General features: G+C 42.1%; 12 protein-coding genes. 4 read left to right on the forward strand and 8 right to left on the reverse strand.

Features of this window, described 5'->3' with window-relative positions:
* Positions 1-193: 193 nt before the first annotated feature.
* The 4 genes from NST39_RS16060 to NST39_RS16075 form a co-directional block, all read right to left on the reverse strand.
* The gene (locus NST39_RS16060; protein ID WP_003212961.1) at positions 194-805 is read right to left on the reverse strand and encodes a trimeric intracellular cation channel family protein; all 612 of its coding nucleotides are present in this window, start codon (positions 803-805) and stop codon (positions 194-196) included.
* 146 nt (positions 806-951) lie between these two features.
* A complete protein-coding gene (locus NST39_RS16065; RefSeq protein WP_003212957.1) occupies positions 952-1,365 on the reverse strand; it encodes a disulfide oxidoreductase in 414 nt (137 codons plus the stop codon).
* On the reverse strand, positions 1,362-2,048 hold the full coding sequence (locus tag NST39_RS16070; protein WP_341029239.1) for a DsbA family protein: 687 nt from the start codon (positions 2,046-2,048) through the stop codon (positions 1,362-1,364). The genes NST39_RS16065 and NST39_RS16070 overlap by 4 nt, the downstream gene beginning before the upstream one ends.
* A 143-nt stretch (positions 2,049-2,191) precedes the next feature.
* Positions 2,192-4,291, reverse strand: coding sequence for a heavy metal translocating P-type ATPase (locus NST39_RS16075; RefSeq protein ID WP_341029241.1), 2,100 nt, complete (start codon positions 4,289-4,291; stop codon positions 2,192-2,194).
* Positions 4,292-4,723: 432 nt separating this feature from the next.
* On the opposite strand from NST39_RS16075, the gene NST39_RS16080 reads away from it, so the two are divergent.
* From NST39_RS16080 to NST39_RS16090, 3 genes are read left to right on the forward strand one after another with little or no spacing between them, the layout of a single operon-like run.
* Positions 4,724-5,467 (forward strand): metal ABC transporter ATP-binding protein, encoded by a 744-nt coding sequence (locus NST39_RS16080; RefSeq protein ID WP_012011260.1) that lies wholly within the window; start codon positions 4,724-4,726, stop codon positions 5,465-5,467.
* The gene (locus NST39_RS16085) at positions 5,467-6,339 is read left to right on the forward strand and encodes a metal ABC transporter permease (RefSeq protein ID WP_044138947.1); all 873 of its coding nucleotides are present in this window, start codon (positions 5,467-5,469) and stop codon (positions 6,337-6,339) included. The genes NST39_RS16080 and NST39_RS16085 overlap by 1 nt, the downstream gene beginning before the upstream one ends.
* A gap of 13 nt (positions 6,340-6,352) precedes the next feature.
* Positions 6,353-7,291: a metal ABC transporter substrate-binding protein gene (locus NST39_RS16090; protein ID WP_113768086.1), complete on the forward strand. Its 939-nt coding sequence runs from the start codon at positions 6,353-6,355 to the stop codon at positions 7,289-7,291.
* A 37-nt stretch (positions 7,292-7,328) separates the two neighbouring features.
* Here NST39_RS16090 and NST39_RS16095 read toward each other — a convergent pair whose 3' ends face one another.
* Positions 7,329-7,877, reverse strand: coding sequence for a hypothetical protein (locus NST39_RS16095; RefSeq protein WP_341029243.1), 549 nt, complete (start codon positions 7,875-7,877; stop codon positions 7,329-7,331).
* A gap of 89 nt (positions 7,878-7,966) precedes the next feature.
* Here NST39_RS16095 and NST39_RS16100 point away from each other — a divergent pair, with 89 nt between their 5' ends.
* Positions 7,967-8,575, forward strand: coding sequence for a TetR/AcrR family transcriptional regulator (locus tag NST39_RS16100; RefSeq protein WP_065098020.1), 609 nt, complete (start codon positions 7,967-7,969; stop codon positions 8,573-8,575).
* A 17-nt stretch (positions 8,576-8,592) separates the two neighbouring features.
* Here NST39_RS16100 and NST39_RS16105 read toward each other — a convergent pair whose 3' ends face one another.
* The 3 genes from NST39_RS16105 to aspA form a co-directional block, all read right to left on the reverse strand.
* Positions 8,593-9,525, reverse strand: a complete 933-nt coding sequence (locus NST39_RS16105) for a response regulator (protein ID WP_044138951.1) — start codon at positions 9,523-9,525, stop codon at positions 8,593-8,595.
* Positions 9,522-10,838, reverse strand: coding sequence for a sensor histidine kinase (locus NST39_RS16110; RefSeq protein ID WP_319610287.1), 1,317 nt, complete (start codon positions 10,836-10,838; stop codon positions 9,522-9,524). The genes NST39_RS16105 and NST39_RS16110 overlap by 4 nt, the downstream gene beginning before the upstream one ends.
* Positions 10,839-10,954: 116 nt before the next feature.
* Positions 10,955-12,400: an aspartate ammonia-lyase gene (gene aspA / locus NST39_RS16115; RefSeq protein ID WP_058013682.1), complete on the reverse strand. Its 1,446-nt coding sequence runs from the start codon at positions 12,398-12,400 to the stop codon at positions 10,955-10,957.
* Positions 12,401-12,405: the final 5 nt, after the last annotated feature.

Consider the following 12,405-nt stretch of genomic DNA (forward strand, 5'->3'; position numbering starts at 1 on the left):
CACATAACAATCCATCTAGGCAAAAAAAGGCTGAATCCAGATATTCAGCCAGCTGACAAAATTTTCATCATATGTATTGTTCCAATGATGAACAAAAAGACCCTGCTTTTATTTTACACGAAAACTCCATTACCTGCTGACATCCAGCTCGTTTCAAACACAAAAAAAAGAGCGAATTCGCTCTTTTCTCGTTTTACCCTTTATTTAAAAAATAAGACCTAGCGGGAAGCCGCCATTTGAATAGATAGGAACAAACCCTGCATACGACGAGGATGAGAAACAGCAAATACAAAGCAATCTCTCCTTGTGCTAAACCGAGTCCTACGAGTAAGCCGCCAAGTGCTGCCCAAACTGCGTAAATCTCTGCTTTTAGCACAAGCGGCTTTCGCCCTGCCAATAAATCACGCACAATTCCGCCACCGCTTCCAGTCAGAATGGCTGCCACAATGACCGCACTGAGTGGAAGCTCTCTTTGCACAGCAAATAATGCACCTTGAATCGCAAACGCTGCTAAGCCAATCGCATCCGAGAAATTCCCCCATGTGCTCCAGTGCTTGAGCAAAAGCTTTGGAAAAAGAAACACAATCGTAATGGATACAAGAGCAATGGTAAACATCTTGCCCTGTGACCATAAAGCAGACACCGGAAGACCGATTAATAGATTCCGAATCGCTCCACCGCCAAATGCTGTCACAATCCCTAAAATGTACACACCAAGAATATCGTACTCTTCCTCCATTGCCACTATCGCACCACTAATGGCGAATGCGATAATACCAATGATACTTAAGACTTCCCATGCCATTTTCCGCTTATCTCCTTACATGATCTGATCATCTAACACTACTCCCTTAATGTATATCTGACATAAGCGAAAAGCAACACAAATTTTCTTTAAATTTTATCTTTTTGCAAAAATAAAAAATAGCCCGCTAAAAAGCAGGCTATCTCTCAATCTTCTTTTGCATTTAACAGCAGCATACTGATGATGATCAGAATAAATGCAATAAGTGCTAACAGCGGAATGGTGATAAAACCAAACCAGTTCAAATAATCAACAGAACAAGGAATACCGCTGAGGCAAGGGCGAATCGACGCAAAGCCTGGGATCTTTTGTTCCATATAATGATAGATGGAAAAGCCAGCACCGATCACAGCCAAAGGCAGTACGTAATACTTCACTTTGACATCACCCCGGAACGTAGCAATTCCAAGTAAAAGCACGAGCGGGTACATGAAAATGCGTTGGAACCAGCACATATCGCATGGAATAAACTTCTTAATTTCACTTAAATACAGGCTGCTCATCGTCGCAACGATCGAGACAATCCAAGCACTGTACAAGTAAATAAGCTTATTCTTCATGATTTCTTCCCTTTGAGCTCTTGATCAATTAATTTTTTGATTTCATCATAGTCATAGAAGTTTTGAACTTGTTTATTGTTAATCAAAATCGTTGGTGTTGAATTCACTTTGTATTTGTTCACAAGCTGATCGTCTGTGTTCAGCTGCGGCTGATACGTTTTCTTTGATAGGTTATCTTTGAGTTTGTCCGTATCAATTTTTGTTGTCTTTTTCGCTAATTCAGTCAGCTTAGCAGGCGTAACCCATTCTGCTTCACTATCTGGCTGTGCTTGATAGACAGCTTCATGGAATGCCCAGAAGTTTTTTGGATCTTCTTTCCATACTTCTTCAGAAGCTAGTGCTGCTAACACTGCGCCATCTCCATGAACAGGCAGTGGCAAGTTAATAAATGAAAATGATACATCGCCTTTATCTATGTAGTCTGCTTTTAGTTTTGGGAAAATGTCTGTTTCGAATGATTTACATGACGGACATTTGTAGTCCCCAAACTCGACAATTTGCACCGCTGCGTTTTTGTCTCCTATGACAGGCTGTCCTTTAATCGAAGGCTTACTGTCAACTGTTTGTGCTTCTTGGCTGTTCTTGTTTCCAATCACAACAAATATACCGATGAGAAGAGCTGCGATGATGGTTAAAATGACAGCAAATTTAATGGATGAAGATTGATTATTTTTTTTACTCACATAAGCACCTACCTTATCTTTATCATTCCTTTAAAAAAGAAAAAGGATAATAGCTTAGAAAAATGCCATTATCCAACTTCTTCTATTTTAACAAGAGGGGGTCCATTATGAAAGATGGTATTCATGAAATTTTCCTTACAATTTTATTTCATGACCCTCATCGCATTTAAAACAGCGAGTACGGTGACACCGACATCCGAGAAGACCGCTTCCCACATCGTCGCAATTCCGAATGCTCCGAGTAATAGGAAAACGCCTTTGACACCAAGGGCAAATGCGATATTCTGCCATACAATCCTTCTTGTTCGTTTTGCGACAGCGATGGCTTCTGCTACCTTTGATGGCTGGTCCGTCATGATGACGATATCAGCCGCTTCGACAGCTGCATCTGAACCAAGCCCGCCCATTGCAATTCCTATGTCTGCTCTTGCTAATACCGGTGTATCATTAATGCCGTCCCCAACAAATAATAGCTTTTCTTGAGGCGCTTTTTTCTGATCAATTTCTTCTAATTTCGTTACTTTATCCTGCGGTAATAATTCTGCATGTACTTCATCAATGCCAATTTGCTTAGCGACCGCAGTTCCGACTTGCTTAGCATCACCAGTGAGCATGACGGTTTGAATACCAGACGCTTTTAGAGCAGAAACGGCTTCGATTGCATCGTCCTTCAATTCATCTGCGATCAAGATTGATCCGGCAAACTCACCGTTAATTGCCATGTACACAACGGTTCCGCTTCTTTTTTCTTTTTCATACGCAATACCTTCTCGCTCCATCAAGCGGTAATTTCCCGCTAAGACGTGAGAACCGCTGATGGTCGCTTTAATTCCATGTCCCGCGATATCCTCATATGCTTCGATCTGACTTTCATCAAGCGGTGAGCTGTACGCCGCTTTAATCGATTCTGCAATAGGATGAGAGGAATGGGCTTCTGCTAGTGCTGCAAAAGAAAGCAGCTCTTCTTCTGACCACTTGTCACTGGCTGTGACAATATTGGTCACTGTAAAGTTTCCTTTTGTAAGCGTGCCCGTCTTATCAAATACCGCATATTTCACAGAATTCAATGCTTCTAAATAGTTACTGCCTTTGACAAGGATGCCTCGTTTAGACGCTGCCCCAATTCCCCCGAAAAATCCTAATGGAATGGATACAACAAGAGCACAAGGACAAGAGATCACGAGAAAGACAAGTGCCCGGTACACCCAATCAGACAATTGTGCTGATGGAATAAGAAGCGGCGGCACAAAGGCAAGCAATAAGGCGAGCACGACGACAGCCGGTGTATAATATTTCGCAAATTTTGTAATGAAATTTTCTGTCTGCGCTTTTCGGCTGCTTGCATTCTCAACCAAATCTAAAATTTTCGTCACGGCCGATTCGCTTAACTCTTTTTGCACTTCAATTTCAAGTATACCGTTTTGATTCACAAATCCTGCAAGAACTTCTTTTCCCGCTTCTACATCCCGCGGCACCGACTCCCCTGTTAATGCGGATGTATCAACAAGTGAGAAGCCCTCCATAACGAGCCCATCCAGCGGAATTTTTTCACCAGGCTTCACGACAATACGGTCACCGACTTTTACTTCTTCTGGATTCACTTTTTTCGTTTCATTTCCGACTTTTAGATTCGCGTATTCTGGACGTATATTCATTAATTCACTAATTGAACGTCTTGAACGGTTCACTGCCGCCCCTTGGAAGAGCTCTCCAATTTGGTAAAAGAGCATCACTGCCAGTGCCTCTGGATATTGCTGAATAACAAAAGCACCAACTGTTGCAATGGTCATTAAAAAGTTCTCATCAAATACTTGGCCTCGCACGATATTTTTCAGCGCTTTAAAAACCACATCACCGCCGACTAGTAAATATGCTGCGAAGAACATAAGGAACTTTAATATACCATCTTCAGGTATAAAGAAAGCGGCTGTTCCAATGACTGCACCGCCAATTAATTTCAGCACAATCGTTTTTAAATTTTTCGTCCCGTGATCATGATCGTGATGATGACCATCTTCTTTCGGTGATACACTCACATGAGGTTCAATGGACTGAACAGTTTTTTCAATTCGCTTTGACATCGTTTCTTGCTTATCTGCATGCGTCACAGTCAAGGTGCCTGTCGCAAAGTTAACAGAGCAAGCTTCCACTCCATCCATTTTGCTGACACCTGTTTCTATTTTACGTGCACAGTTGCCGCAATCAAGACCGCTTAATACGTATTCATCCTTCATCTTTTTCATGTTCTCACCTTTTTCTATATGATAAGTAACGTTCCCTGGATCGATTCAACCTATTAAAAATTAAAAACTTTATATATGAGCATATATTCATATATTGGATTACCCTTATTATATGAGGATTTCTTATCTTCTGTCAATCATTTATGAAGAAATAATTGGTTTTTTTGTGTCCCATTCTGTCACACGGATTTTCAATAAACCAAGCTCATGCCCACCGCTCTGCGCATAACATAAAAACGATCATTTGCCCTCTGACAGAATAAGATATAGTTTTTCTCTTTACAAAAGAAGGACAGACGCTTAGAATAAAATAAAAGTTTCCCTAAGGAAACAAAATAGCATTAGAGAATCATTTCATCCTTTAGTCAAAATTATTTAATGTATGCATATATCTTTAGGAAGTGCAATGATGATTGAAAGGGGCCGCAAGAGATGCCAAATGCTTTAACAATCGACCGTCTTCATGTCTCATATCATGGGCAGGATGCTTTAGAGAACATCTCTCTTTCCATACAGGAAGGAACGATGACAGGAATCATAGGTCCAAATGGTGCCGGTAAATCGACTTTACTCAAAGCATGTTTAGATTTAATTGAAAAAGACCAAGGGGATATTCGCTTTTTTGAACAGCCCTTTAAACAAGTTAGAAAACAGATCGCCTATGTACCTCAGAGAAATGATCTAGACTGGACGTTTCCTATTCATGTGCTGGATACCGTCCTACTTGGAACATATCCGAAGCTTGGCCTGATCAAACGTCCGAAAAAAGAAGACCGGGCATATGCATACCACTGTTTAGAAAAAGTCGGCATGCAGGACTTTGCCAAAAGACAAATTGGTGAGTTATCCGGCGGTCAACAACAGCGTGTCTTCCTTGCAAGAGCACTTGCGCAAAACGCACAGCTCTTCTGTTTAGATGAACCATTTGTTGGAATTGATATGGCAAGTGAAGAAACAATGGTTCGCATTTTAAAGGAATTACGGGATGAAGGAAAAACCATTTTAGTGGTCCATCATGATTTAAGTAAAGCCGATGATTACTTCAGTCATCTCGTTCTGTTAAATAAAAAACTCATCAAAGCGGGACCTGTACACGACATCCTTCGCCCAGAGGTCATGCTGGAGGCATATGAAACGCAGCTACCATTCTTAAAATCAGCAGGAGGAGACGTGTAATGGAATTTTTAACCGGACTCTTTGAATATGCGTTTTTACAAAAAGCGTTATTTACATCCGTGATGGTAGGCATTATTTGCGGGGTCATTGGCTGCTTTATCATTTTACGGGGCATGGCCTTGATGGGAGACGCCATATCGCATGCTGTGCTGCCAGGTGTCGCCATCTCTTATATGCTGGGAATTAACTTTTTCTTCGGAGCCGTCTTAACTGGCGTATTAACAGCGATTGGGATCGGATACGTGAGTCAAAACAGCCGCATTAAAAATGACTCTGCGATTGGCATTGTTTTCACCGCTTTTTTCTCAATCGGGATCATTTTGATCACATTTTTGAAAAGTTCCAGTGATTTATATCATATCTTGTTTGGAAACGTTCTAGCTGTTCGATCATCTGATATGTGGATTACGCTTGGCATCGGCATTTTTATCCTGCTGGCCGTCATCGTTTTCTACAAAGAATTGCTCATTAGTTCATTTGATCCGGTGATTTCTTCGGTTTACGGTTTACCGAATCGAATGATCCATTATTTTCTCATGACGTTGTTGACCCTTGTGACCGTTGCTTCATTGCAAACTGTTGGGATTATTCTTGTCGTTGCCATGCTTATTACGCCGGCAGCCACTGCGTATCTCTTAACAGACCGGCTATGGATTATGATTTATTTATCTGCATTTTTCGGGGCAGTTTCTGCCGTCGTCGGACTTGGGCTTAGTTTTACGTATAACTTGTCGTCTGGCGCTTCTATCGTGCTAGTTGCGACCATTTTATTCGGGAGTGCCTTTATCCTTTCACCAAAGCAAGGAATTCTATGGAGATCATTAAGATCTAAACGAAAACGAACGCAGCTAAAAAAGGAAGCGTCTATGTAAAAGGAGGACATATATGAAGAAGGTATTTGCAATCCGTTTGACCGCAGTATTCATTGCCCTTATGGTCATCACAGGCTGTTCTACAAAACAAAATAATTCCGGCAAAGATGACGGCACATTAAAAGTCGTCACGACCTACTCCATTCTTTATGACATTGTGAAGGAAGTAGGCGGAGAGCACGTCTCTATTCACAGCATTGTTCCCATTGGTACAGACCCACATGAATTTGACCCACTGCCAAAGGATGTTCAGCATACAACGGATGCAGACCTTGTTCTATATAATGGTTTAAACCTTGAAACAGGGAATGGCTGGTTTCAAAAGCTGCTCGAATCGAGTGGCAAGGACGGGGATGATGCACCTGTAGCCGAATTAAGTAAAGGCGTCAAAGTAAAGCACTTGTCTTCAAAAGGACTGGAAAGCCAGCAGGACCCCCATGCCTGGCTAAATGTCGAAAATGGGATTCTGTATGCTAAAAATGCCAGAGATGCACTTATTAAAGCGGACCCTGAGCATCAAGAGGATTACGAAAAAAATACAGAAGCCTATATCAAAAAGCTTCAAGCGCTTCATGATGAAGCAAAAGACAAGTTCGACCAGCTGCCAAAAGACAAAAAGCGTCTTGTGACAAGTGAGGGAGCCTTCAAGTATTTTGCAGATGCCTATGGACTGAAGGCAGGCTACATTTGGGAGATTAACACAGAAAATGAAGGAACACCTGGACAAATGAAGCGCATCATTCATTTCGTCAAAGATCATCAAGTGCCTGCGCTCTTTCTTGAAACAAGTGTCGATCAACGCAGCCTTGAAAGCCTATCTGAAGAAACTGGGGTTCCGATTAAAGGAAAAGTATTTACTGACTCCATTGGAAAGAAAGGTGAAGATGGGGACAGCTACTATAAGATGATGAAATGGAATATTGACACCATTTACAAAGGGCTTTCATCATAAGAAAAGGCAGGCGGAGTGATTTCGCCTGTCTTTTTTATTAGCTGGCTATATTTTGCGGGTGTTTTTTCGGCCAGATCACATAGCTGATGCTAATGACGAAATCAATGGCTAAGACCATTCCCCATACTCTCGCTAGCTGCATCAGTGCTTCCGTTCGTTCTGGTGCTTGGATGAGGTAGGATAACCCAATTAGTAGACCGGCTCCGATGACATAAGAGACGAGATGCCGCGTCCAGCCGACTATTTCATACACAGACCGTTCCTTCCCGTACTTTGGTCTTCCCTTCGGCTTAGGGCCTCCTGCAAATCGATAAGCAAACCGGACATCTGCCCATTTCACCATTTGATGTCCAAAAGCGAGGCTCACCCCAATATAAACAGCCGCGAGCCCGTGAATGACACTCGCCACAGCCCCCTGCCTTAAATCCATATACGTCGCTGCAAGAAGAATGAGATCCAAAATCGGTGTACAAATGAGAAAAAAGGCGCCCCACTTTTTCTGTCTAAACACATAACGAAGTGTTAAACCCACCAGAATAAACAGCCAAAATCCAATTTCACATGCCGCAATCAATAACCCGATCAATATTCACCACATCCTTTTTAATACAATTGTATTAAATAAAAAGTAACACAACTGTGTTAAAAAAACAATAGCTGTGCTAAAATCAATGTATGCCAAAAATCGTCGATCACCATAAACAAAAACAAAAAGTCGCTCAAGCTGCCATGAGAGTGATTAAACAGAATGGATTGGAGAACGCTTCTGTACGAAAAGTAGCGGTAGAAGCTGGCATTTCAGCGGGCTCTATGCGCCATTATTTCTCCACACAGCAGGAGCTATTTCTTTTCTCTATGACATTGATTCAGGAAAGAGTCAAAGAGCGGATGACAGGACTTCAGCTGAACGGTTCAACGGAAGAAAATGTCCTCGCGTTATTGGAGCAGGTTCTTCCACTTGACGAAGAACGAAGATTTGAAATGGAGGTGTGGCAGGCTTTTACAGTCAAGTCGATGACTGAACCTGATTTACAGCCGCTCAATGCAAAGATGTATGACGAGCTTTTCCAAATGACCCAATATTGTTTAATGAAATTAAAAGAGGATGGGCTCTTGCTTGATCATATCGATCTTTTAGTCGAAACTGAGCGGCTTTATGCGGTCATCAACGGACTTGCATTGAATGGAATCTTGCAGCCTCATCGCTTACCGCCTCAGCTCATACGCTCCGTACTGCAGATGCACCTGCAATCCATCACCAAAAAAGACATGTCTCCCTCATGAGGGAGCATGTCTTTTTTTTAATCTTCCATAAAAATACGTTTTGCTTCGTAGTAGAGCACCTGCACAAATTTCTTCACATTGATACGGGTATGTTCTTCTCTACCGCTCGTCTCTTTTGTTAATTCACTCATTTTCTTTCGCACGATGGTGAAATCAAAGAATTTAGATGCGTAATTTTCAAAGGTCGGATGAGAAAAATCGGTTAACCCAAGTGATGCGATATGTTTCAATGATTGGTTGATCGCACGCCTTACTCGCTGTTCCGCTGCCTTCGCTTCTCTTGCAATGTCTGCCGATGTGTAAGGCTCATTTAATTTTTCCTCGGTGACGCCCGTGAAAATAACCTTTAAAGAAGGAAAGGAATCATGATGATCGGTATGCAGCGCTAAATATTGATCTGTGAAGAGAATCATATCTAATAAATCTTTAGACCCCTTCTCACCGACAATCCCAAGCTCCGCCAGCAAGAACTGACCTGCCTCTGCAAGACTTTTCCCCCGCTGCTTCGTTTTCGTCTGACCGCGCTGCTGAAACTGCATGACGGATTTGAGTGAGTGCTGAATATTTTCAATTGAATGCTCTAAATGAAGCCGCTCAATCATGAGGTGGAGCACACTTAAGACCTCTACACGATTGATTGGCTTTGTCACATAATACTCAACACCAAGCGTATACGCCTGGCCGATTAATTCCTTTGTTTCTACCTGTGACAGCATTAAGTATTTCCCATGAAACTCATCCTTAATAGCTCGAATCGTTTCAAGTCCGTCTCGTTCCGGCATCAATAGATCAATACATAAGATATCAATATGCAAATCATTTAAGTAGCTTGCTGTTAATTCTGCGCCATCCTCTGCTTCCCCCGCGACAATGCCAAGCTCTTCATCTTCAATAAGCTGAGCCAGTGAAGAACGCACGGCTTCATCATCATCCACAATAAAAAATCTCATCTCCCAACCCCCTCTTTTCTACTAACTGGATCCAATGGTATCGTTAACGTGAAAATCGTTTGTTTATTTGGGATACTCCTCATCTCAACACTTCCGCCAAGCTTCTCCGCTGTATCCTTCACATAGGAAAGCCCGATACCGCTTGATGGATTCCCAGCCTGATCGTATTTTAAAGTAAAACCGGGTTTAAAAATCACATGATGATTACGCTCTTTAATGCCAGGCCCGTTGTCACTAATTTGAAAAATCACATGGTTCTCTTTCTGGGAAATAGAGAGAGACACCTCTCCATCCACCGGAATGGCTTCGACAGCATTGGAAACGATATTATTTAACAAAGATAGAATGGTATACACGTGATAGGCGGGATGCTGCCCATCTTCATCATAATGAAAGACAATGTTTTTTTTAAGAGATTCTGCGTAATTTTCATGGATACGAATCACAAGCCCAGCAATATGGGCAGGACTTGCATAAGCCTGGAAATTTTCTTCATGAATCAGCTTTGATAAGGCAGAAAAAATCCGCTGGTTATCCTTTTTGATCTCATGCACCTCTCCTGCAATTTGCAGGGCTGTTTTTCCGAGCTTTTTCAAATCCACTGACTCTGCATCCTTTGCGTGATGCAAGGATTGATACAATTGATAGGATGTCGCTGTAATGTGCTCAGCATGTGCAAGTGTTTTATGAAAGTATGTAGATTCCGTGTAAAGATTAGACAGGAGCATGAGCAGATGTTCCTTTTCCTTTTTCATTTGACGCTCTCTCGCCTGCTCTTCATATAAGCGAATCATTGTATAACAAGCCAACACGAAAAAGCTTCTGAAAATCGCTAGAACGAAAAGTTGAAACAGCGTCCGCATCGTTAAAATTTCATCGATGGTGCCACGAAGTGCAATCATTTCAACAACGCTCGCACATAGCTCCATGATGATACCTGTCGCTCCAATCAGCCAAGGCTGATCGCGGAAACGTCTGACCTTTAATAAATAAAAGAGCGTGCCGTAGACGACGTAATAAAGCAGGGGAGGAAATCTGAATGAAATCGCCTCTTCCAGCGGAAGATGACCTGTGACGGCTGTATCAAGAAGCACGCGAAACGCAAAAACAGAAACCCCTGCAATGATACCGCTTGCCCATGCCGGGAATTTTTTCATTTGAAGCAGGATAAAGAAAAAGACAACGGTTCCAAAGCTGACCCGAAAGCTGTCCTCAAAAGGATAAAATTTAAACTCTCCGCCAATCGGTGTCAGTACAATGAGCATCACAATTAAATAAGGCTCTGTATTTAGCCATTTTTTCAGTAGATTCAAACGCAGTCACATCCCTAATAATTGACGATAGTATACTATGTGGGCTTGAGAAAAACAAACATCCATGAAAAAGCGCACACCGGAACTTTGTCGGTGTGCGCTTCTCATGATGCCGCTTAATCTTCTAAACGATCCTTTTCTAAAAGTGATGCGCCAGCAATACCTGGTTTAGTCATTTCAAAAGGATTCAAGATGACATCAAGCTCTTCCTCTGATAAAACATCATTTTGCAGACAAAGCTCACGTACAGATACGCCTGTAAGAATCGCTTCTCTGGCAATTCGTGCAGCAGCTTCATAACCAATATGCGGATTGACCGCCGTCATGACACCAGCACTTTTTTCTACATATTCTTTTAATCTAGATTCATCTGCTTTTAGGTCACGCAAGCAGTTGTCTACGAAGGACTCAAATACATTTTTCATGATGCTGAGAGATTGAAGCAAGTTGAACACAAGGACTGGTTCCATCACGTTCAGCTCAAGCTGACCAGCCTCTGATGCAAGACAGATCGTGTGGTCATTTCCGATGACTTGGAATGCCACTTGGTTCATGACCTCAGGCATCACTGGGTTGACTTTCCCTGGCATGATGGATGAACCTGGCTGTCTTGGCGGCAAGTGAAGCTCACCAAAGCCTGCTCTTGGACCTGATGCCATCAAGCGAATATCGTTCGCCATTTTGGACATATTCATCATACATACTTTCAGTGCAGCTGATACTTCTGTATAAGCATCCGTATTTTGCGTGGCATCGACTAAGTCTTCAGCTCCAACTAACGGTAATCCGCTAATGTCAGATAGATAGCCAACCACTTGGCGAATATATTTAGGATCAGCATTTAATCCAGTTCCGACTGCTGTTGCTCCCATATTGACTTCATATAAATGCTGTCTAGACTGCTTGATACGTTTAATATCACGAGCAAGAACCTTTGCATAAGCACTAAACTCTTGACCAAGTCTGATTGGAACAGCGTCCTGAAGATGCGTACGTCCCATTTTGATGACATGATCGAATTCTTGCGCTTTTTCTGTCATGACTTGATGCATGTTTTCCATCGTATAAAGTAGTTTTTCAATCATATTCAATGTTGAAATATGAATCGCTGTTGGGAAAACGTCGTTTGTTGATTGCGACATGTTCACATGCGTGTTTGGACTTAGCTCAGTATAAGCACCTTTTTCCTTTCCTAGTAGTTCAAGCGCTCTGTTTGCAATGACTTCATTGGCATTCATATTCATTGAAGTGCCAGCCCCGCCTTGAATTGGATCGACAATAAATTGATTGTTCCATTTTCCTTCAATAACTTCGTCTGCGGCTTGAACAATTTTGTCTCCAAGACCAGAATATAGTCGCTGTGTATCCATATTTGCAAGTGCGGCTGCCTTTTTGACAATCCCTAATGCTTTGATGAGTTCCTCATGAACATGGTAGCCAGTAATTGGAAAGTTCTCTACTGCACGTAATGTTTGAATTCCATAATACGCTTGAGTGTCTACTTCCTTTTCACCTAGAAAGTCTCGTTCGATTCGAACTTGCTTGTCCTGTAGCTTCGTCATTTGAA

The sequence above is a fragment of the Bacillus sp. FSL W8-0645 genome (assembly GCF_038007905.1).
GTDB classification, from domain to species: Bacteria; Bacillota; Bacilli; order Bacillales; family Bacillaceae; genus Bacillus; species Bacillus pumilus.